Origin of the sequence: Pseudochrobactrum saccharolyticum (assembly GCF_008801715.1) — a bacterium.
Taxonomy (GTDB): Bacteria; Pseudomonadota; Alphaproteobacteria; order Rhizobiales; family Rhizobiaceae; genus Pseudochrobactrum; species Pseudochrobactrum saccharolyticum.
Window position 1 is genome coordinate 772,585 of record NZ_VZPG01000001.1, and the last position, 21,204, is coordinate 793,788.

A 21,204-nucleotide genomic window follows, 5' to 3' on the forward strand; every position below is an offset into this window, starting at 1 on the left:
TGCCCCTTAACGTGTAGCGGCGCGCAGGCGCGGATCAATCACAGCATAGGTGATATCAACAAGCGTATTCAGCGCAACAAAGATGAAAGATACAATGCAAAGATAGGCGGCCATCACCGGAATATCGATGAATGTCACAGCCTGAATGAACAGCATGCCCATGCCCGGCCACTGGAACACGGTCTCGGTAATCAGCGCAAAAGCGATCAGCGAGCCGACATTCATCGCAGTCATAGTCACAACTGGCATTAAGCAGTTGCGCAGTGCATGGCGGAAATAGATGCGATAGCGCGGAATGCCACGGGCGCGAGCGAATTTAACAAAATCTGAGCGCAGGGTTTCCAGCATTTCAGCGCGCACCAGACGCATAATCAGCGTAATCTGATAGAGCGACAATGCAATGGATGGCAGGATCAGCGCCATGCGTCCGGAATGGGTGAGGAAGCCTGTCGACCACCAGCCGAGCTGCACGACATCACCGCGACCAAAGGCAGGCAGCAAACCAAGACTTACCGAGAAGACGAGAATAAGCAGAATACCGACCACAAAACTCGGCAAAGACACGCCGATGATTGAAGCGAACTGGAACAGTTCCGTATACCATTTGCCACGATGGATGGCCGTAATTACCCCCATCGGAATACCGATAATCAGCGACAGCAGCGTGGCGACAATCACCAGCTCCATCGTTGCGGGAAAGCTCTCGGCGATCAGTCCCAGCACTTCCTGACCATTACGGTAGGAAATACCGAAATTGCCCTGAACAGCATCGCTGACGAAACGCGCATATTGCGTGATAAAACCGTCATTCAGCCCCAGACGCTCGCGCAGATTGTCACGGTCGATCTGGCTCATCTGTTCATTGGCCATCAGTTCAACAGGATCGCCCGCAAAACGGAAAATCATGAAAGCCAGCAATGCCACGGCGAGCATAACCATCGCCGCATTTGCCAGTCGCTTGATTATAAATACAAGCATTCAGTTCCCTCTCCCAAGGATAATCATGCTATGCCGCAATCTGTATGACCGCGGCATAGACAGAGCATTTTCTAAGCAGTTTAATATGTTGAAAATGCTCTGTTTCTTTGAGTTAACGCGCATTTTAATCCGAAAACCGCTTCACACTTTTCGGAATGCGCTTGGTCTTGTTATTTCTTCAGAACAGTCAGCCAGTGGCGCGGCTTGTTATCAGCCTGCTGGACAACGCTTTCCACTTTGTCGGTGAGAACCCATGCAATCGGCTGCTGGTGCAGCGGCAACTGGATAATTTCTTTTTTGACGATTTCCAGTGCCTGTGTCTGCAAGGCCAGACGCTTCTCACGATCCATTTCTGTGGAAGCTGTTGTCACCAGCTTGTCCAGTTCCGGATAGGACCAGCCACCCCAGTTGAACACACCGGCAACGCCGGATTTGGTCTGGATGACCTGCATCAGAATGGAATAGCTGTCGAGCATCGGCTCATTCGCCCAGCCGAGAATATAGGCATCAGCCTGACCGGCTGTACGTTTTGGTGCCTGTACGGCTGTCGGCCCGATATCCAGCGACGGTTTGAAACCGGCACGGGTCAGCATGGAAACCATGCCGTTGCACAGTTCTTCTTCATTCAGGTAGTTTTCATAGGTACAGACCAGCGTGAACGGGAAGCCTTCCGCGCCGTTTTCCTTCAGCAGCGATTTCGCCTTGTCCACATCATAGCCGTAGAGCGTATCCAGTTCCGGCACATAGCCCGGAATTTCCGGTGCAATAATCGTACCGGCATTGCGGGATTTATCACGCATAATGCGCTTTTTAATCAGATCCATATCCAGCGCATGGGCAAAAGCCTGACGCACGCCCAGCTTGTTGAACTGGTTTTCATCACCGTTGTGCAGCTTCTCACGACGCTGAAAACCGACAAATACAGTGCGCAGATCGGTGCGCTCCATCAGGCGCAGACCCGGAGCTGAAGCCAGACGCGCCAGATCCTGTGTCGGCGCGGATTCAGAGAAATCCACATCGCCGCCAAGCAGCGCTGCTACGCGGGTTGCAGCAGAGGTAATCGGGGTAAATTCGATCTTGTCGATATTGTGCTGCGGCTTGTCCCACCAGCCTTCATTTTTCAGCAGGATGGTTTTGCTGTCCGGCACGCGGCTTTCCAGCTTGAACGGGCCGGTACCATTGGTGTTATAGGTCGCATAGCCTTCCTTCTGTCCGCCCACATCGGTCGGCAGCAGGGAATCGTTTTTCACCAGCCAGTCTTCATCAAACATATGAATATTGGTCAGGTCGTTGAGCAGCAGCGGATAAGGGCCGGTCAGCTCGATATCGATTGTATAATCGTCAACAATTTTAGCGGATTTATAGGCCGGCAGATTGCCACGCAGCGGCGATGTCGGGTGGCTTACACGGGTGAGCGAAGCCAGAACGTCTTTAGCGGTGAAATCCGCACCATCATGGAACTTCACATCCTTGCGCAGATTAAAGCGCCATGTGTTTTCGCCGACAACTTCCCAGCTGGTTGCAAGGGACGGCTCGATCTTCAGATCGGCATTATAGCGCACGAGCCCTTCATAAATGTGGCTGAGAAAGGCAATCGTATAGCTGTCGCCGTAGGAATAAGGGTCCATCGAATAGACATCATGCGCTGCGCCCCAGCGCAAAGTCTCAGCAGAAGCAATATGCGCGGTATGACCTAATGCGAAAGCCATCAGACCCGCGAGGATCGATTTTCTGAATTTCATGAATTTGTTCCCCAAAAAAAGACAACCGGCTCTTCACTCTTGATGGTGTTTTGTCCGGACGGGGAGAGTGTGTGGAATTCAGAATTCATTGTCAACTAAATTGTCGACATATTTTTTTACAAAATATTAGAGCAAACAGATAATATCGGGGAAAACCCGATCCAAAAACAGAAACAGCGCCTGCAAATGAACCTTGCAGGCGCTGTAAATATCGAAATTCAGCAAATATTATGCTTATTTAGCAATACGCGTCAGCCAGTGGCGCGGCTTATTGTCGGCACGAATGGTGACATCTTCCACTTTTTTGGTCATGCCCCATGCCATCGGCTGCTGATGCAGCGGAATCATGATCACTTCGGATTTAACAATGCCGAGCGCCTCAGACTCCAAAGCCAGACGCTTGTCACGATCCATTTCCAGCGCTGCTTTTTCCGTCAGCGCATCGAGTTCAGGATAAGACCAGCCGCCATAGTTTGCCACACCGGCAGCGCCTTTGCGCGATGACAGAACCTGCACCAGAATGGAATAGGCATCCAGTGTCGGCTCATTCGCCCAGCCGATCATGAACATATCGGATTTACCGCTGGAGCGTTTCGGTGCCTGAACAGCACGCGGCCCGATATCCAGCTTCGGCTTCAAACCGACACGGCTCAGCATGGTGACGATTACCGAGCAGACATCCTCTTCATTCACGCTCTCATCATTCATACAGAGATAGGTGAATTCTGTGCCGACAGCACCGGCTTCTTCCAGCAGTTTTTTGGACAGTTCCGGATCATATTTTGTCGGAATATCCAGCTCTTTCGTATAGCCCGGAATTTCCGGCGCAACGACAGTACCAGCCGTATGGGTCATGCCGCGCATGACGCGTTTTGCCAGCAAATCACGGTCAATCGCATGGTCAATTGCCTGACGCACACGAATATCGTTGAAGAAATTATCGCGGCCGTCGTTCAGCTTTTCCTTGCGGTTGAACACCAGATTGATGGTGCGCAGATCAGGACGCTGCTCCACACGAATATCCGGTGTGCTTTCCAGACGCTTCACATCCTGCAGCGGCACACCATCTACCAGATCAATCTCGCCGGAAAGCAGGGCTGCAACACGGGTTGCAGGCGAGGCAATCGGGGTAAATTCAATACGGTCGAGATTGTGCTTCGGTGTATCCCACCAACCATTATGTTTGACCAGAATGGTCTTGCTGTCCGGCACACGGCTTTCGAGCTGGAACGGGCCTGTACCATTGGTGTGGAAGGTTGTGTAACCTTCAACCTGACCACCAACATCGGTCGGCATTTCAGAATTATTTTTCACCAGCCAGTCGCCGTCGAACATGAAAATATTGGTCATGTCGTTCAGGAAAAGCGGGCTTGGCGACGAAACTTCAATATCAACGGTGTAATCATCAACAGCCGTTGCGCCGACAAACAGCGGAATATTGCCGCGCAACGGTGAAGACGGATGGCTGACGCGCTTCATGGAAGCGAGAACATCCGCGGAGGTGAAATCGGAACCGTCCTGAAATTTCACACCTTCACGCAGTTTGAAGCGCCAGACCTTATTGTCGATCAGCTCCCAGCTGGTTGCCAGTGCAGGCTCGACAACAAATTCAGGCGTATAGCGCACCAGACCTTCGTAAATATGGTTCAGAAACGCCAGATTGGACGTGCTGCCATAGGAATACGGATCCAGCGAGAAAATATCGCGAGCACCGCCCCAGCGCAGTGTCTCAGCAAAAGATGCAGTGCTGATACAGGTTGCAACCGTACAGAATAATAGTTTTTTCAGTAGTGAAGTCATAGTCGTCCCTCTCGCCGACAGATAACAGCACCCTCCTTTTCCTCAGACGGGAGAGTGCCGAACAGGATTGAGACGATGTTTTATGCAGACATAATTGTCAACATATTTGTCATCAAATATTTTAAACAGTATAAAAAACTCCGGCAGGCCTGCGGCTTACCGGAGCTAAAAATCGTGCAATTATAAATGGAAATCAGAGCAATGCGGCGCGCAGACTGGAGGACTGATCTTTGTCATCTTCCAGTTCCAGCTCACATTCGACACGGTCGAGATGTTCAATCACGGCTTTGATTGCCGTTTCCGTGTCACCACGCGCAATATGTTCGACAATTGCCTGATGTTCATCCGGCCCGCAATTATGCAAATGGCGTGAGCGATAAACGGCCGTAATCAGCGATGTGCGCGAGATCAGATCTTTGACAATACCATAGAGGAAAGATGACCCTGCAAGCTCTGCCAGCAACAGATGAAAACCACCGGACAGACGAATAATATCCGTGCGATTGCCCTGCCGGTCAGCATTGCGCTCCTCTTCCACATGGGCATTCAACCGCTGAACATGCTCTTTATTGATATTCTCGCACAAGCGTTCAACCACGCGATGTTCAATAGCGCGGCGGGCATAGAATACATCCCGCGCTTCTTCCACCGATGGCTCCGATACAAATGCACCGCGATTGGCCTGAATTGTCACCAACCCTTCACGCTCAAGCGTAGCCAGTGCCTGACGGATACGCGCACGGCTGACATCAAAAATTTCCGCCAGCTCTTCTTCTTTCAGCCGCGTGCCGGGCTTCAGCCGCCGTTCGGCAATCGAGAGCCATATCCTGTCAAATATCTGACTTGCCGGCGTAGCCTGGGCACTTTCTGCCTTGGACATGGAAACTCCCGTTATTTCACTTATCTCTCAATTCGTATCAGGCATGCATAATCCTGCCTGTTTAATTATTTTCAAGAGAATGTCGACATGATTGTTCTGAATATTGCTGCTGAATGTCTGACAAATAGGTGTAAATATCAAGAAGGTAAAATAAAAGCCCGCGATCAGAGATCGCGGGCCATATAGTTTCAAGCAAAAAGCGGCTGATTAACGCTCGATTGTGCGGTTCCAGCGGCTGTTCCATGCCTGACGGTTTTTATTGACCGCATCCCAGTCCAGAACATTTGCAGTTTCCATGTAACCACGGAATGCTGTGAGCTTGGCAGCTGCATCTTCATTGCCGGCCTTGGCATTGATGTTCGAAGGAATGATATTGCCATTGTCCAGAGCAAGGCTCTGGGCATCGGCGGACAGCAGATAATGTGCCAGTTTCTGGCTCAGTTCCGGCTCGCTATTATTGGCAATCACACACTGGGTAACGGCCAGAACCACCGAACCTTCCTTAGGCTGCGCATATTCCACCGGAATACCTTTGTCCTTCAGATTGTTCACGCCGGTAGGTGTCAGCGGGAAAATAGCCGCTTCGCCGGTCTGCACCATTTCAGAGATTTTGGCCGAGCTTGGAATGAACTCGATCACATTCTTGCCGATGGTGTCGGAGAATTTCTCAAAACCCGGCTCAACATTGTTTTCATCGCCGCCCTGAATGCGGTTAAACATCAGGAATGCGTGAAGGCCAAAGCTGGATGCCGAAGCGGACTGAAACACAACCGCATTGGCAAATTTAGGGTCAGCCATATCCATCCATGAGGTTGGTGCTGCCCAGCCTTTTTCATCAAACAGCTTTTTATTATAGGCAAGACCGGTCATGCCCATATCAACGCCGATGGCCATATCGTCTTTCAGACGCGCTGCCGGCTGGATTTCTTTCAGCACCGGATCATCAGAGATCGGCTGACAAAGATTGCTGCCGATAGCGCGTACCATCACGCCGTCGTCCAGCAGCATGACATGCATCTGCGGATTGTCTTTGGCGGCAGTTGCTTTGGCCAGAATATCGGCCGAAGTGCCCGGAACCACGACAACTTTAACATTGTTGGCTTTTTCAAAAGGCGGCAGAACATGCTCGGTATAAGCGCGTTCAAAATTACCGCCATTCATGCCGATATAGAGTGTCTTGGTTTCTGCCTGTGCAGCTGTTGCAACAGCAGCGGCACCCAATGCCAGAACGGAAACCATTGTCAGTTTAGAATTCATTTCGTGCTACTCCCATTATGAAGATTAAAGATTGCCTTGTCCGCCCGTTCTCAGGCAGAAAGGTTATGAAAACGATCAATGCTGAAAGCCCCGATCGGTATGTTGCTTTGGCCTTGTGTTACCAGATCACACAGCACCGCCCCCACAGCTGGTGCGGTCTGAAAGCCCGCTCCGCAAAAACCAAAAGCATGAAAAAGCCCGTTCACCTTGGAACTGGCAGCGATAACCGGATTGCCATCCGGCATTTCAGCCTCAGTGCCGGACCAGAAGCGGATAACATGGGCATGTTCCAGATGCGGAAACAGCGCAATTGCCCGCTGCATAACCGATGAGGCGGCAGTCACCGAAGGTCGGGAATAGTCCGGATTATCCAGCACAATGCCGCGCCCGCCGCCCATCACATAATTACCGCGCGTCACCTGACGGCCATAGAAGCTGCCGCCCTCTTCGCCCATGCTCATTGGCAGGCGATAAGGCAGCGGTTCTGTCACCACCATTGACGGATAGATTTTTTTGAGCGGAACGCTCTCACCAAACTGGCTGGCAAACTGATCCGACCATGCACCGGCCGTATTGACCAATTGGCGGCACCGGATTTCCACGTCCTCACCGGCCTGCAACACAAAACCACTGCCAGTACTGACAGCCTGATGCACCGGCATATGTTCCAGCACGGTGGCACCGGCAGCGCGGGCTGCACGGGCAAAGGCCGGAGAAACCAGACGCGGATTAGCATGGCCATCATCATGGCACAGGGATGCTCCGGCCACATCGCCGGTCAGCCACGGGAAACGTGTTTTCACGGCCTTGCCGCTGATGAGCTCCAGCTCCAGACCATGCGGACGCACACGCGCCGCATAGGCTTCGAGCTTGGCGAAATCTTCTTCCGTGCGTGCCAGTTTCAAATGACCACTGCGCTGATATTCACCATCAATGCCGATCAATTCCGGCAAACGAGCCCAGATTGCATGAGACAATTCCGCCAGCGGCAATTGCTCAACACCGCGCCCCTGACGGCGCACACCGCCATAATTGACACCGCTGGCCTGCGCCCCGCAGAAGCCCTTATCCAGCAGGATCACCGACAGACCGGCCTTGCGCATCGCCAGTGCCGCAGAACTGCCGACCAGACCACCGCCGATAATGGCTACATCCGCTTCCAGACGTCTGGTCATGATACCACCTCGTCTTCAGCCGCCTGCTGCATCGCACCGAAACCCAGCGGTACCGGCTTCACCGGCGCCTGCGCACGCAGCCGACCGATTTCAGATGCATCAATATGCAATTGCGATGACAGCAGTTCCGTGGCTGCGGCAGTACACATCCGCCCCTGACAACGCCCCATGCCAACACGGCTCAGGGCTTTCAGACGGTTGATCTCGCGGATACTACCGCCGCTGATTGCATTGAGCGCCTCGCCCACGGTGATTTCCTCACAGCGGCACAAAGTGACATCAGGACTGACAGTCTCAAACCAATCGCGCGGAAACGGAAAAGCCTTTTCCAGCAAATCGCGCTCGGTGATGATCTTCTGATGCGCTTTTTGCAGTGCATTGATGCGCACTGTATCAACGGGAAGTCTGCGTTTTTGCACCAAAGCCAGCGCCGCCATTTCACCGGAGATTTCCGCTGCATCGGCACCGGCAATGCCACTGCCGTCACCGGCAAGATAAATGCCCGGCTCGCTGCTCTGACCCTGTGCATCACGCACCGGCAGCCATGCTCTGTCACGATTGTTGAATTCAAAGGCACAACCGGCGAGATCAGCCAGCTGTGTTTCAGGACGCAGCGCAAAACCATAGGCCAGTGCATCGCAATCCAGTGTTTTGACCTCAGACTTACCCTGAATATAATAGCGGATCCCCTCAACATGGGTTTTACCGACAATACTGTCAGGACGCGCATTATAAATGGTTTTCACACCGGCAAGGCGCAATTGCATGGCATAGAATATACCAAGCGCCACAATGCGCGGTGCATGGAGTGCCAGTTGCGCCAGATGCAATTTGACTTTGAAAGGCGCCGTATCCAGCACGGCAACAACCTTGGCACCGGCTTTCATATATTGCCATGCCACCAGATAAAGCAGCGGCCCCGAACCCATGAAAACCAACTTGTTTCCGATGGTCACGCCCTGCGCTTTCAGTGCCGTTTGCGAGGCACCAAGCGTATAGACACCGGGTGTTGTCCAGCCGGCAAAGGGCAGAACACGATCCGTCGCGCCGGTTGCCACGATCAGTTCAGAACATTCAATGCGGCGATAGCTGCCATTGGACATAACATCGAGAAAACGTGTGTCGCCGCTTGGCGAAATATTCCACACCAGCGTTTCTGGATGATAATCAATTGCCGGTCTCAGCGCTTCAAATGTCTCATGCAGCGCTTTGGCTTTTGATGCTTCCGAACCGTAGCGCTTGGCATAGGAACGGCCGTCATCAATCAGCGGCTGGCGATAAATCTGCCCGCCTGCACGCAAACCTTCATCCAAAACAACAGGACGCAAACCAGCCTTGACCAGTACTTCCGATGCACGAATACCCGCAGGCCCTGCTCCGATAATCACCGGCTGTAAATCGGCTTTGGCCATCATCACACTCCGGCGTCCACAGGTATGGCTGTTACAAAACGCATACCTTCCTGCAACGGCGTGGTGCAGGCACGAAGGCGCTGCCCCTCTTCCGTCATAACATAGCAATCCTGACAGGCACCAATCAGGCAGAAACCGGCACGGTTCTCACCGGTGAACTCGGTTTGGCGCACATGGGAACTCACCGCCATAATAGCAGTCAGCACCGTGTCGCCGAGGCGTCCGACCTGTGCAACGCCGTTCAGTGAAAAGCCTATTGGCTTTTCATCCTGACGGTAGCGGCGGTGAAATTGCCCGCCGCTATGTGAAGTTTGCGTTTGAGCACTCACTGCGGATCAGCCTTTTCCGACCAGAATACGATCCAGACCAAACAGGCGATCCAGAATGACCATCGCAACCGTTGCCACAAGGATCATCAGGGCAGAGACCGCAGCCATCATCGGATCAATCGACTCGCTGGCATACATATACATGCGCACCGGCAGAGTGACTGTTGACGGCGAGGTCACGAAGATCGACATTGTCAGCTCGTCGAAACTATTGATGAAAGCCAGCAACCAGCCACCGCTCACACCCGGCAACAGCAATGGCAGGGTGATGCGTTTGAACACTGTCCATTCACCGGCACCCAGCGTGCGGGCGGCATTTTCCGCATTGCGATCCATACTGCTGAGCGAAGCCAGTACCAGACGCAGCGCATAAGGCGTGATGATAATCGCGTGCGTTGCCACCAGCCAGAAGAACGAACCGCTCATACCCATCAGCGAGAACAGACGCAGGAACGCAACGCCGAGTACCAGATGCGGAATAATCAGCGGCGACAGGAACAGCGCATTCAGTGCATCGCGCCCCGCAAAATCATAACGGGTGATTGCCAATGCTGACGGCACCGCCAGCAAAGTGGAAATCGTCGCCGCCAGAAACGCCAGTTTCAGACTGTTCCCGAAGGAGGTCATGAAATCATTATGCTTGAACACCGCCTCGAACCAGCGCAGCGACAACCCGTTCCACGGCATTGTCAGCGTGTTTTCCGGTGTGAAGGCAACAAGACAGACCACCACCATCGGCGCCAGCATGAAGATGACAACAAGGCTGTGAAAAATCAGAGCAACAGGACCATTTTTCTGCATGATATTACCCCAGCTTCCGTTTGGCCTGACCTTCAATCATACGATTATAGGCAATCATGATGATGAGGTTTGCCACGAGAACAATGATGGCAATGGCAGCACCGAGCGGCCAGTTCAGCTCAATCATGAACTCGTCATAGACAACGGTTGCAGCCATTTTTAAACGGCGGCCACCGAGCAAGCCGGGAATAGCAAAAGAGCTTGCCGACAAGGCAAAGACGATCAGGCTACCTGAGAGAATACCGAGCATGGCCTGCGGAAACACGATACGGCGCAGCGCTGTAAAGCGGGACGCACCAAGGGTCAGTGCTGCGGCTTCCACCGTCGGGTCGAGTTTTTGCAGCACTGTCCAGACCGGAATAACCATGAATGGCAGCATGATATGCACCAGACCGATAACAATCGCGGTTTCGGTATAGAGCAGCTGCACCGGCTCCAGCCCGACCGTTGTCAGCGCACCATTGATGAAACCATTGCGTCCTAAGATCATGCTCCAGCCGAAGGTACGTACCACAACGGAAACCAGCAGCGGGCCGATAATCACCAGCAGGAAAATCGAGCGCCAAGGAGAGCGCATATTCGAGAGAATATAGGCTTCCGGCACGCCGATCACCACGGCAATCACGGTTGTGATCAGCGCAAGACGCAAGGTGCGCCAAAAAATCGACAGGTAATAATCATCCTGCAACACTTGCGTATAATTATGCAGGGTGAAGGTGTTTTCGATACCGGTATCGTAATTGTAGCTGTTGAACGACAGAATGACTGTCAGCGCCAGCGGCAGCAGGACAAGACCGATGAAAAGCAAAGTCGCAGGCCCTGCCAGAAACAGCGGAGCAAAGCGGCGTTTTGCCTGAGATGGGGCGGCAGAGGTTGCGCTCATGATCAGGCCGCTCCGCCTGCGAGCATCCGGCAATCTTCATGCTGCCAGATCAAACCAACTGTTTCGCCTTCTGCCGGTGGCGGTGTGCCAACATTTGGCAGCGACACAGACAATTGTCCGGCAGGTGTTGCAACCGTGACAAACCACTGGCTGCCCATAAAATAGCGGGTGGCAACAGTACCATCCACATGACCGGCACCGGCTGCGGTGAGGTTCAGTTTTTCCGGACGGATGAACAGCGAAACCTTGTCGCCGCTCACTGCCTGCTCCGGCTTGAAGCGTATAGCGGTATTTTCAATCGCCAGCATATCCGCTTCAACCTGCGCACTCAGGAAGTTGGACTTGCCGACAAAGTTGGAAATGAAATCATTCCGCGGATGCTCATAGAGCTTATAAGGCATATCAACCTGCGTGATATTACCCTTCTCCATCACCACAATACGGTCACTGATCGACAAAGCTTCCGCCTGATCGTGGGTCACCATAATGGTGGTAATGCCCACAGCACGCTGAATGCGGCGCAGCTCAAACTGCATTTCTTCACGCAGCTGCGCATCAAGATTGGACAAAGGCTCATCCAGCAGCAGCACCGGCGGATTGATCACCAGCGCACGGGCAATCGCCACACGCTGACGCTGACCACCGGACATCTCACGCGGATAGCGGTCGGCCAATGCAGAGAGATGCACGAGAGCCAGCGTTTCTTTCACGCGCTCATCACGTTCCGCTTTCGGCACTTTGCGCATTTCCAAACCAAAGCTGACATTCTGCGCAACAGTCATATGCGGAAACAGTGCATAGCTCTGAAACACCACGCCGAGCTGACGCTGTGCCGGAGCCGTATAGGTAATATCGCGGCCATCCAGAGTGACAGAGCCTGATGATGGCGTCACCAGACCGGCGATCATCTGCAATGTCGTTGTCTTGCCGCAGCCGGAAGGACCGAGCAGAGAGATAAACTCACCTTTTTCCACAGCCAGATCGAAATCTTTCACCGCTGTGAATTTTCCATAAATTTTGGAAACCTGTTTCAGGTTCAAAAAGCTCATGCATACCTCCCTGAGCAGTACCGGCATTTCTGCGCTGCGGGTTATCCGGCCGTTTACCGCTCTCTCAATCGGCCTGTTTCATGGCTGCCTTGTAACAAGGGCATGCGGGCAGATTTCACTTAAAGCGGAATTTATCCAATAATTGACAGAAATTTTGTGAATTAGACAAATTCTATTTTCTATTCTGAAATATTTTATATAGTTTAATCCATAATACGGAATTATTTCAATTCAAGAGTCGCGCAATGAGTGAAAATACGAAATCCCCTGTGAATACGAGCCTCACAAAAGCCATCCAGATATTAAAAGGACTGGCCGCTCATTCACGGGACGGAATGCGGCTGATTGATCTGGCACGCGAGCTGGAACTCAGCCAGCCATCCACGCATCGCCTGCTCAAAAGCCTGATCAGCGAAGGACTGGTTGAGCAGATCAACGACACAAAATCCTATCGCCTCTCGCTGGATTTTTTCTGCATGGCAGCGCAAACCCGCCAGCGTGATGGTATATTGGATTTTGCCCGTCCGGCACTGCTACGTCTGTCAGCTACCTTTAACGACACCGTATTTCTGCTAGTGCGCAGCGGTTTTGATGTCGTGTGTCTCGACCGCGTGGAAGGCCCGTTTCCGATCCGCTCTTTCACAGGTGATATCGGCGGCAAGGTTCCGCTCGGTATTGGTCAGGGCAGCATCGCCATTCTGGCTTTTCTGCCGGAAGAAGAGCGCGAGGCGATTATCCGTTTCAACATGCCGCGCATTCTCGATCGCGCAGCGATTGATGAAGTTGATCTGCGCATTATGATTGACAGTGTAAGACAGACCGGCGCTGCCCATATGAATTTTGAAATGATTGAAGGCATGGCAGGACTGGGCGTGCCGGTGCTGGATCAGAACGGCACAGCCGTTGCGGCGCTGAGTATCGGCACACTGGCCTCGCGCCTGACAGAACAGCGCCAGCGCACCATCGCTGATCTTTTGAAAAAAGAAGCCGCGCTGATTTCCAGCAAACTCAATCCGTTTGATGCGACATTGCGCTATCCAAGTCAGGCACTGTCACGATAAATCATTCACCGCTGTATCCTTGCCAGATGCAGCGGTACTAGCGGCCACAGCCGGACAGTTCCGGCGCATCTTGTTGTTTCCGCCGTAACGCAACCTCTCTAAGCAACCAGTCGAGGAAATCTTTTGTCACCGGCTTTGACCGGAACAAGTCCTCCTGACATACAAACTGGTAAGTCTCCTGCGGCTCAAAGCAATGTTCCGAGACCAGAAACATCTGGCCGGTTTTAAGCTCCTGCTCAACCAGCGCCTGATCGATCAGCGCCACACCCTGTCCCTCTTTAACCGCCTCCAGAATAATATGCTGATCGTCAAAAATCAGATCCTGCTGACTATGACCAAGCATCAGGCCAGATGTGGCAATCCAGCTCTGCCATTCTGATACAGAGCGGTAATGCAGACGGTTGCTGCATAAAAGTTCCGTTGCACTCTTATATTGATTACGGATGGACGTCCCGCAAACCGGTACCAGCCTTTCACGCAGCAATTGTTTTGAGAATTTTCCGGCCACACCACCCAGACGATAATCGATCACAATATCCGGCTGGCCGGATGCAGGCACATTGGTATCGAGATGGGACAGATGCAGCTGCAGACCCGGATGCTGCGCCAGAAATTCAGAAATGCGCGGCGCAATGATTTTCATCGAAAAGAACGGCCCCACTTTCACACGCAACACCTTCTGCGCCGTGCGCGGGCTGATATGGCGGATTGTTCCGGCCAGATCGTCAAAGGCACGCTGACAGGATGTGAACAGCAGACTGCCTTCCTGTGTCAGTTCCACACCGTGCTGCCTGCGGATAAATACCCGCAGACCCAGATGGTCTTCCAGCAGGCGGATCTGATGACTGACCGCGCCCTGCCCGACGCATAATTCATCCGCTGCGACTGTGAGACTGCCGCAGCGCGCAGCGGCCTCAAAAGCCCGCAATGATTTCAGTCCGGGTAAATCACGCATCTTTCATCCTGTCCGGAATTTTTCAGATATGAATTATTTCGATATTTTAAATCAATTTTTTCACATTGCATACAGGTTTTAAATCCATCATGCTGGCAATTGAAAAAACAATAAAAATTCAATTAAATTATTAATATCAATGCTTTAATTGATATTAAATTAGTTTCACACGGCGAATGGAAGCGCCAAGAACAAACCTTTATTCTAAAATCAGACATTAGAAGAATGAAGGGCAACATCGGGGAATCTTTAATGAAATCAGCATTCATATCAGCGGTAAGCCTGATCGCTCTGGGCATTATGACCGCTCAGGCTCCGGCGGCAGAAAAACTGCGCATCGGCACAGAAGGTGACTACAAGCCGTTCAATTATGTAACCGGCAGCGGCGAAATCAAAGGCTTTGACTATGATATCGGGCAGGCCATCTGCGCTGAAATGAAAGTTGAGTGCGAATGGAGCACGCATGAATGGTCGGGGATTATTCCTGCCCTGCAATCCGGCAAATTTGACGTGATGATCGCCTCAATGGCCGTCAATGAAGAGCGCAAAAAACAGGTTACTTTCAGCAATCCGTATTATTTCAATGCCATGCATTTCATAGCCCGCAAGGATCTCGGCATTCAAGAAATCTCCAAAGAAGCCCTGAAAGGCAAGGTCATCGGCACTCAGTCCGGCTCGGTTGCGGTCGATACGCTCAAAGACTACTTCCCTGACAATGAAGTGAAACTCTATCCTTCGCTCAGCGAGGTATTCCTCGATATGGACAGCGGTCGTCTCGATATGGTTCTGGAAAGTCAGATGGCGCTGAGTGACTGGCTGGCGCAGGACAGCGGCAATTGCTGTGAATTTGCCGGCAAGCCTTTCATTCTGGATGCGGCACAGGGCAATGCAATGGCCGTGCGTAAAGACAGCGGCGATCTGGCAGAGCGCCTCAACACCGCGCTTGCAGCCATCATCAAAAACGGCACTTACGACAAGATCCGCCAGCAATATTTTGACTTCGACATTATGGTTCGTCCGGTCAATGCCAGCGCCTATCTGAAGTAAATCTGCACGTCTCAGATCATTTCTCCCCCCGTAGCCTGCAAACAGCGTTCCGTTCACAGGCTCATGCTTTCTGCCCTGCTTACAGCAAAAGCAGGCGGGGCAGAAAGCCTTTCGCTTGCAATATCAATACCGCATAAATGAAAGATGCCTCTATGAGCTTCAAAGTCGCCGTTCTTGAACTCAATCAGGAAACCAATACTTTTTCCAAGCTGAAGACCACTTTGAAGGACTTCTATCTCTGCCACTATTTTAAAGGACAGGAAATCGAAACCCACTGCCGCGGCACCAATTCCGAGATCGGCGGCTTTATCGAATGTTGCGAAGCCTATGGCTGGACACCGGTTTATACTGTTGCCGCCCGTGCCGAACCGGGTGGTCTTGTTGAAAAGTCCATGATCGAGCATTTTCAACGCGATGTGGCTGAAACGCTTGCAGGTCACAAACCGGACGGCGTGTTCATTGTTTTCCACGGCGCTATGTGCACGGAAAGCGCGGATGATGCCCAGATCGAATTGCTGCAATTTATCCGTGGCATCGTTGGCAATGATATACCGATTGCCGGTACATTCGACTTGCATGCCAATAGCGCGCCGGAAATGAGTGCGCTGCTGGATATTGCCGTTTCTTTCCGCACCTATCCGCATGTGGATATGGCTGAATGTGGCCGTAAGGCAGGTAAATTGCTTGAAGACGCGATGCGCGGTCAGATCAGCCCTGCGATTGCTGTGCGCCAACCGCCAATGCTCAATGGCTGCAATGACGGCCGCACCACCCATGCCTGCGCCATGACAGAAATTCTGGAAATTGCAGATCAGATTGCAGCACAGGACGGTATTCTCGCCACATCGATCAATGCCGGTTTTTATGATGCCGATGTGTTCAACACAGGCCCTTCTGCCGTGGTTTGCTATGACCGCAACAAGGTCGGGGTAGCACAGGCTGTCAGTCACGCCAAGCAACTGTGTCAGGAAATTTGGAACCGTCGCGAGGATGAGGATAACCGCTTGCAGGCTTCGGAAATGCCCGAGGCAATCCGTGCACATTTTGCCAGTAACACCAAACAAGGCCCGCTGGTGATTGCCGATTTCTCCGACAATCCGGGTTGCGGTGCCTATAGCGATGCAACAACCGTGCTGAAGGGCTTATTGGAAACCAATATCGGGCGTGCGGCCTTTGGTGCTTTCTGTGACCCGCTGGCTGTTGAGGAACTGGCAGCGGCAGGTATCGGTGCGCAATGCACTGTCAGCCTTGGCGGTAAAGTTGACCCGAAAATCGGTGGCGGTGCAATTACGCTTACCGGTGAGGTCATTGCCATTTCAGACGGCAATATTACATTTGAGGGCCCGATGTTTCAGGGGCTACCAGCCTCACTTGGCAAAAGTGTCTGCTTCCGTGTCGGCAATACCGACATGCTGATTTCGTCGGAACGTCAGCAAATGCTGGATAAAAACCTGTTCCGCAGTGTCGGCATCGAGCCTGCTGATTATGATATTGTGGTAGTGAAATCCCAGCAGCATTTCCGCGCGGCTTTCGGGCCTATCGCATCAGCGATTATCGAAGTGGATGCCGATGGGTTGAGCACGGCCAATCTCGGCGCACGCGATTATAAAAAGCTGCGCCGTCCGATCTATCCGCTGAATACGGAAACAACTTTCAGCGCCTGACCAATAAATATAACAACAACAAAACCGGCTTTGCATCGCATGGCCGGCTTTGTTTTGTCTGCTTCAGTCTTGTTTTTAAGCTGGTCATTTGTATTGGGGAACAGCTATAGAAAACTGTCCTTTAAAAACATAAAGCTGCACAGACCATGGAACTTCGCTCTCTCGCCTATTTTGTTCTGGCCTGCCAGTATTATAATCATGCAGAAGCGGCCAAAGCCGAGCAGATTTCGCCCTCCACACTCAGCACCGCAATTTCTGCGCTTGAGACGGAATTGGGGCTGGAGCTTTTTGTGCGCGGTCCAAAGGGACTTGTACCGAGCGAGGCAGGGCGCTGGCTGTTTCAACAGGCAACTGCGACCTTGCAGGCGGTGGAAACCGCTTTTTCCGGCAAGGCCATTTCAACCGCGCTGAAAGTCAGCTCACCACTGCACTTCATGTTCGGCAAATTGTCCCGCGCGGCAACGGCTGCCGTGCGTCCGTTTCGTCTTTCCCATCCTGAATATTATGCACAAGTGCATTTCCGCTCGCCATTGATCAGCGCCTTCGACACCAGCAGCACTGAGAATACAGATATTCTGTTGGGCTATGCTTCGCAAAATGGCAGCGAGCAGGAACAATTTCTGTTTGACGATGAATGGATTGCCGTTGCAGGCGGCCTTGTGCCCGATGAAGATCAGGCTCCGCTCAGGTCAGAAGATTTGCGCAATTACAGCCTGTGGCTGCCGCCGTTATTGCCCGCTGAAGAAGCGCGGATCCGCGCCTATTGCCGCCAGCATGAACTGCCTGCGCCGGAAATGACATCGGAAGATGTGGGGATTTTCACTCGTCTCAAGCAAGCCAAGCAGCCGATACTTCTGCTTGCACCGCATAGTCTGCTTGCCAGTGGCATCAGCCGCAATGATCTTGCTGTGCTGCAATTGCAAATCCCGTTACATAGCCCTGTCACAGCCAAAATCACCACCAAAGATGAAAAACTGGCTGTCGTCGCACAGGATTTCATCAGGCTGGTGCGCGAGGAACTCAACCGCCAAACCGTGACGCTCTATAATCCGCCGGTATCGCTGCGCGATATCCAGAGTATTCTGACGCTCTATCATTGCCGCAATATGAGCGAAGCTGCCCGCAGGCTCAATCAGACCCAGCCTGCCTTGTCCGCACAATTGCGCAAAACAGAGCAACTGATGGGCACAGCCCTGTTTGCCCGACATTATAAAGGCCTGCATCCGCTGCCGACTGCGGTGCATAAAGCGCCTTTGCTGCAAAGCGTGCTCAATCTGGCTGATGCGATCCGTCAGGGTGCACAGCAAATTGCAGTGATGGACGAGCCGGTGATTTCTTTCGGCCTTAGCCCGATGATCTTGCTCAGCCCGATCGGCGCCACTGCCATCAGCAATGCGATGCGGGAATGGCAGCGCCTGTGTCCGCATGTGCTGCTGAAAGTGAATGAGGCACCGGCACATAATCTGCAGGAACAGTTGAAACAGGGAGAGTGCTCCATCGCACTTATGGAGAGCATAATACATCCTGAAAATGCTGCATTCTTAACCGATCTGGGACCGCTGCAATATATTTCCGATATTGATGCGGAGGACGCACCGCTGGCTTTGCCTGCTACCGGTGACAGTATCCGCAACGCGTTGATGCAACTGCCGGAAGCAGCCGACTATCAACCGACATTGGAAACACAATCATTGCAATTATGCCTGACACTCGCGGGCAACGGCTACAGCACGATTATCCCTGCGGCTCTGGCAGACAATATCAGCTCCGCCAAGCCTTTATTACAGCATACCCTGCCGGATGCACCGCATTTCTATCTGACTGCGGGCACCAGCGGCACCCGCAATCTCAATGAGCCGGAGCATATTCTGCTCGCTTGTTTGCGTAAAGCGTTTCAGGCCGCCAACTGACGATAGGCCGCCATATAGGCTTCCGCCTGACCGAAACTATGTTCATTCACCAGCAGGCGTTTGACCAGCGGAGAAATTGCACATTCCTCGGTCATGCCAATACCGCCGTGAAGCTGAACGGCTTCCTGTGCAATATGACGGGCAGACCACAATGTCTGCACCCATGCGGCAAGGGTCAGGGCACGGGCATCTTCCGCACCATTGTCCTGCGCTTCCGCTGCGGCTTCGACCAAGGCTTTAGCCTCATCCAGCGCCACAGACATATCCACGAGACGGAACTGAATGGTCTGGAAAGAGCCAAGCGTTTTGCCGAACTGCTTGCGCATCCGCATATAATCCAGCGTCTGCCGGTAGAGATTATCCATCGCGCCAAGACTGTCTGCGGCAACAGCAATCAGAACATCTGCGGCACAAGCTTCGATGCGCTGTTGTACATCAGCGCCGGAGAGTAGAACCTGAATATCAGCTGGTGCAATATCTGCCGTGATTTCACTCATCATCCGGCCGTCAATCATTGATAATTGACGAAACTGCGCCTTTTCCGGAGAAACCAGACACAGAGCAAGGCCAGCGCTTTGTTGCACCAGACACAACAGTTTTTCAGGCTCCCGCGCACCAAAGACTTGCTGTTTGTTGAGTGTCAGACCAGTGCCGGTCAGTTCCGGCAGGTTAACAGACTTGATGCCCTGCGCAGCTGTCGCCAGATGACCGGCAATGCCTATGCGCAACTCACCGGTGAGAAAACTTTCCAGCAATGGCGCAACATCCGGATTGGTTGTTTGTGCTTCACATAACAGGTTAGCTGCCAGTGCCGCTCCGCAGGCAAAATCCACAGGCAAGGCAACACTTCCCAGAGCCTTTGCCACCGCCAGCAAACCTTCTGCACCCAGTTCCGCACCACCCGATGCTTCCGGCAGCGCAAGACCAATCAGCCCCATTTCCGCAATCTGCGGCCACAGATCGAGATCAGTCTGCGGCAAACCGTTTTCCGGTGTGTGATCGGCAGCAAAGCGGGTCACAAAATCCGTCAGCATCCGCAGTTCATCTGCCTTTTCTTCGCGTGTTTTCTGCATATCCGCTCTCCTCACCTTAAACCCAGAACCTGCTTGGCAAGGATCATGCGCTGAATTTCATTTGATCCGCCCCAAATGGTCAGCTTACGCAAATTGAGCCATGCAGCAGCGGCACCGGCAGCAGCCGGATTTTCAGCATCTGCCTCACCATCAAGAAATGCCTCGCTGTATGGCAGCACCTGCGCTCCGAAAATATCCAGACGCAGTTGCGATAATGCTTGTGCAATTTCTGTACCGCGAATTTTGAGCTTAGAAGCTTCAGGCCCCGGATTTTCACCCGCCTCACTTTGCGACAAGAGCTTCAGTTCCATATGCTCCAGCGCCAGACGCTGGATTTCAATCCGCGTCATCCGATCCTGCAACAGCGGATCATCCGACACACCAAGACGTGCGGCATCTTCTTTCAATTCACCGAGAATACGCTTGGAACGCGCAGCACCGGACATGGAAAAGCGCTCATATTCGAGCAGATATTTACCATAACCCCAGCCTTCGCCCTCAGTACCGATCAGATTCTCAACCGGCACACGCACATCATTGAAAAACACCTCGTTAAACTCGGCTTCTCCATCCAGTGTACGGATCGGGCGAACCGTAATACCGGGGGTACGCATATCAATCAGCAGGAAGGAAATGCCCTGCTGCGGACGTTCGCCTTTATGCGTGCGTACCAGACAAAAAATCCAGTCTGCCCATTGCGCCCATGTCGTCCAGATTTTCTGACCATTGACCACATAATGATCACCATCCCGCACAGCGGAAGTTGTCAGCGAAGCCAGATCAGACCCTGCCCCCGGTTCGGAATAGCCCTGACACCAGAATGTCCGGTTCTCACGGATATCCGGCAGAAAGCGTGCCCGCTGTTCGTCATTACCAAAGGAATGGATAACAGGCCCCGCCATGGCAATGCCAAACTGACACGGATGCGGTGCACAAATCGCACCATATTCCTGCTCAAACAAATAGCGTTGCACCGGTGTCAGACCGGCGCCGCCCATCTCTTTGCTCCAGCCGATTGCATACCAGTTGCGTGCCGCCAGCACTTCCTGCCAGCCGGTCAGATCCTCCTTGGTCAGGCGAATATTGTGCCGGACCTTATAGGCCAGCGCTTCCGGAAGATTGGCACGCAAATAAGCGCGTGCATCTGCTGCGAATGCGCGGTCGGCATCCGTAATCTGTAGTCCCATT

18 protein-coding genes are annotated in these 21,204 nt (G+C 52.7%); 4 read left to right on the plus strand and 14 right to left on the minus strand.

Features of this window, described 5'->3' with window-relative positions:
* Positions 1-6 precede the first annotated feature (6 nt).
* The 11 genes from F7P81_RS03510 to F7P81_RS03560 all read right to left on the minus strand — a co-directional run bounded on the left by F7P81_RS03510 (position 7) and on the right by F7P81_RS03560 (position 12,306).
* Positions 7-978: an ABC transporter permease gene (locus F7P81_RS03510; RefSeq protein ID WP_022709824.1), complete on the minus strand. Its 972-nt coding sequence runs from the start codon at positions 976-978 to the stop codon at positions 7-9.
* Between the two features lie 170 nt (positions 979-1,148).
* Positions 1,149-2,720 (minus strand): ABC transporter substrate-binding protein, encoded by a 1,572-nt coding sequence (locus F7P81_RS03515; RefSeq protein WP_370627037.1) that lies wholly within the window; start codon positions 2,718-2,720, stop codon positions 1,149-1,151.
* A 234-nt stretch (positions 2,721-2,954) separates the two neighbouring features.
* Positions 2,955-4,520, minus strand: a complete 1,566-nt coding sequence (locus tag F7P81_RS03520; RefSeq protein ID WP_116086565.1) for an ABC transporter substrate-binding protein — start codon at positions 4,518-4,520, stop codon at positions 2,955-2,957.
* 193 nt (positions 4,521-4,713) lie between these two features.
* On the minus strand, positions 4,714-5,400 hold the full coding sequence (locus F7P81_RS03525; RefSeq protein WP_075654225.1) for a GntR family transcriptional regulator: 687 nt from the start codon (positions 5,398-5,400) through the stop codon (positions 4,714-4,716).
* Between the two features lie 207 nt (positions 5,401-5,607).
* On the minus strand, positions 5,608-6,657 hold the full coding sequence (locus F7P81_RS03530) for an ABC transporter substrate-binding protein (RefSeq protein WP_022710888.1): 1,050 nt from the start codon (positions 6,655-6,657) through the stop codon (positions 5,608-5,610).
* Positions 6,658-6,707: 50 nt separating this feature from the next.
* Positions 6,708-7,832, minus strand: a complete 1,125-nt coding sequence (locus tag F7P81_RS03535; RefSeq protein WP_151158582.1) for an NAD(P)/FAD-dependent oxidoreductase — start codon at positions 7,830-7,832, stop codon at positions 6,708-6,710.
* The gene (locus F7P81_RS03540; RefSeq protein WP_374828049.1) at positions 7,829-9,247 is read right to left on the minus strand and encodes an FAD/NAD(P)-dependent oxidoreductase; all 1,419 of its coding nucleotides are present in this window, start codon (positions 9,245-9,247) and stop codon (positions 7,829-7,831) included. The genes F7P81_RS03535 and F7P81_RS03540 overlap by 4 nt, the downstream gene beginning before the upstream one ends.
* The gene (locus F7P81_RS03545) at positions 9,247-9,573 is read right to left on the minus strand and encodes a (2Fe-2S)-binding protein (RefSeq protein ID WP_151158583.1); all 327 of its coding nucleotides are present in this window, start codon (positions 9,571-9,573) and stop codon (positions 9,247-9,249) included. Before F7P81_RS03545 ends, F7P81_RS03540 begins: the two co-directional genes overlap by 1 nt.
* Before the next feature lie 6 nt (positions 9,574-9,579).
* A complete protein-coding gene (locus F7P81_RS03550) occupies positions 9,580-10,374 on the minus strand; it encodes an ABC transporter permease (RefSeq protein ID WP_022710884.1) in 795 nt (264 codons plus the stop codon).
* A 4-nt stretch (positions 10,375-10,378) separates the two neighbouring features.
* On the minus strand, positions 10,379-11,257 hold the full coding sequence (locus F7P81_RS03555; protein ID WP_075654219.1) for an ABC transporter permease: 879 nt from the start codon (positions 11,255-11,257) through the stop codon (positions 10,379-10,381).
* 2 nt (positions 11,258-11,259) lie between these two features.
* On the minus strand, positions 11,260-12,306 hold the full coding sequence (locus F7P81_RS03560; protein ID WP_151158584.1) for an ABC transporter ATP-binding protein: 1,047 nt from the start codon (positions 12,304-12,306) through the stop codon (positions 11,260-11,262).
* 245 nt (positions 12,307-12,551) lie between these two features.
* Between F7P81_RS03560 and F7P81_RS03565 the strand changes: the two genes are divergently transcribed.
* Positions 12,552-13,367 (plus strand): IclR family transcriptional regulator, encoded by an 816-nt coding sequence (locus F7P81_RS03565; protein WP_022710880.1) that lies wholly within the window; start codon positions 12,552-12,554, stop codon positions 13,365-13,367.
* A gap of 37 nt (positions 13,368-13,404) precedes the next feature.
* Here F7P81_RS03565 and F7P81_RS03570 read toward each other — a convergent pair whose 3' ends face one another.
* Positions 13,405-14,322 (minus strand): LysR family transcriptional regulator, encoded by a 918-nt coding sequence (locus F7P81_RS03570; protein ID WP_151158585.1) that lies wholly within the window; start codon positions 14,320-14,322, stop codon positions 13,405-13,407.
* 252 nt (positions 14,323-14,574) lie between these two features.
* Between F7P81_RS03570 and F7P81_RS03575 the strand changes: the two genes are divergently transcribed.
* The 3 genes from F7P81_RS03575 to F7P81_RS03585 all read left to right on the plus strand — a co-directional run bounded on the left by F7P81_RS03575 (position 14,575) and on the right by F7P81_RS03585 (position 18,943).
* Positions 14,575-15,369, plus strand: coding sequence for a transporter substrate-binding domain-containing protein (locus F7P81_RS03575; protein WP_246176023.1), 795 nt, complete (start codon positions 14,575-14,577; stop codon positions 15,367-15,369).
* A 152-nt stretch (positions 15,370-15,521) separates the two neighbouring features.
* On the plus strand, positions 15,522-17,033 hold the full coding sequence (locus F7P81_RS03580; RefSeq protein ID WP_170265206.1) for a M81 family metallopeptidase: 1,512 nt from the start codon (positions 15,522-15,524) through the stop codon (positions 17,031-17,033).
* Positions 17,034-17,179: 146 nt separating this feature from the next.
* Positions 17,180-18,943: a LysR family transcriptional regulator gene (locus F7P81_RS03585; RefSeq protein ID WP_151158587.1), complete on the plus strand. Its 1,764-nt coding sequence runs from the start codon at positions 17,180-17,182 to the stop codon at positions 18,941-18,943.
* Here the strand turns inward: F7P81_RS03585 and F7P81_RS03590 are convergent.
* Both F7P81_RS03590 and F7P81_RS03595 read right to left on the minus strand, forming a co-directional pair.
* On the minus strand, positions 18,928-20,016 hold the full coding sequence (locus F7P81_RS03590; protein ID WP_151158588.1) for an acyl-CoA dehydrogenase family protein: 1,089 nt from the start codon (positions 20,014-20,016) through the stop codon (positions 18,928-18,930). The genes F7P81_RS03585 and F7P81_RS03590 overlap by 16 nt on opposite strands.
* Positions 20,017-20,027: 11 nt before the next feature.
* Positions 20,028-21,203, minus strand: a complete 1,176-nt coding sequence (locus F7P81_RS03595; protein ID WP_151158589.1) for an acyl-CoA dehydrogenase family protein — start codon at positions 21,201-21,203, stop codon at positions 20,028-20,030.
* Between the last annotated feature and the right edge of the window lies 1 nt (position 21,204).

Coding starts and splice junctions, on each gene's coding strand:
- F7P81_RS03510 (WP_022709824.1), bottom strand. CDS start 978: ATGCTTGTATTTATAATCAAGCGACTGGCAAATGCGGCGATGGTTATG.
- F7P81_RS03515 (WP_370627037.1), bottom strand. CDS start 2,720: ATGAAATTCAGAAAATCGATCCTCGCGGGTCTGATGGCTTTCGCATTA.
- F7P81_RS03520 (WP_116086565.1), bottom strand. CDS start 4,520: ATGACTTCACTACTGAAAAAACTATTATTCTGTACGGTTGCAACCTGT.
- F7P81_RS03525 (WP_075654225.1), bottom strand. CDS start 5,400: ATGTCCAAGGCAGAAAGTGCCCAGGCTACGCCGGCAAGTCAGATATTT.
- F7P81_RS03530 (WP_022710888.1), bottom strand. CDS start 6,657: ATGAATTCTAAACTGACAATGGTTTCCGTTCTGGCATTGGGTGCCGCT.
- F7P81_RS03535 (WP_151158582.1), bottom strand. CDS start 7,832: ATGACCAGACGTCTGGAAGCGGATGTAGCCATTATCGGCGGTGGTCTG.
- F7P81_RS03540 (WP_374828049.1), bottom strand. CDS start 9,247: ATGATGGCCAAAGCCGATTTACAGCCGGTGATTATCGGAGCAGGGCCT.
- F7P81_RS03550 (WP_022710884.1), bottom strand. CDS start 10,374: ATGCAGAAAAATGGTCCTGTTGCTCTGATTTTTCACAGCCTTGTTGTC.
- F7P81_RS03555 (WP_075654219.1), bottom strand. CDS start 11,257: ATGAGCGCAACCTCTGCCGCCCCATCTCAGGCAAAACGCCGCTTTGCT.
- F7P81_RS03560 (WP_151158584.1), bottom strand. CDS start 12,306: ATGAGCTTTTTGAACCTGAAACAGGTTTCCAAAATTTATGGAAAATTC.
- F7P81_RS03565 (WP_022710880.1), top strand. CDS start 12,552: ATGAGTGAAAATACGAAATCCCCTGTGAATACGAGCCTCACAAAAGCC.
- F7P81_RS03570 (WP_151158585.1), bottom strand. CDS start 14,322: ATGCGTGATTTACCCGGACTGAAATCATTGCGGGCTTTTGAGGCCGCT.
- F7P81_RS03575 (WP_246176023.1), top strand. CDS start 14,575: ATGAAATCAGCATTCATATCAGCGGTAAGCCTGATCGCTCTGGGCATT.
- F7P81_RS03580 (WP_170265206.1), top strand. CDS start 15,522: ATGAGCTTCAAAGTCGCCGTTCTTGAACTCAATCAGGAAACCAATACT.
- F7P81_RS03585 (WP_151158587.1), top strand. CDS start 17,180: ATGGAACTTCGCTCTCTCGCCTATTTTGTTCTGGCCTGCCAGTATTAT.
- F7P81_RS03590 (WP_151158588.1), bottom strand. CDS start 20,016: ATGCAGAAAACACGCGAAGAAAAGGCAGATGAACTGCGGATGCTGACG.
- F7P81_RS03595 (WP_151158589.1), bottom strand. CDS start 21,203: ATGGGACTACAGATTACGGATGCCGACCGCGCATTCGCAGCAGATGCA.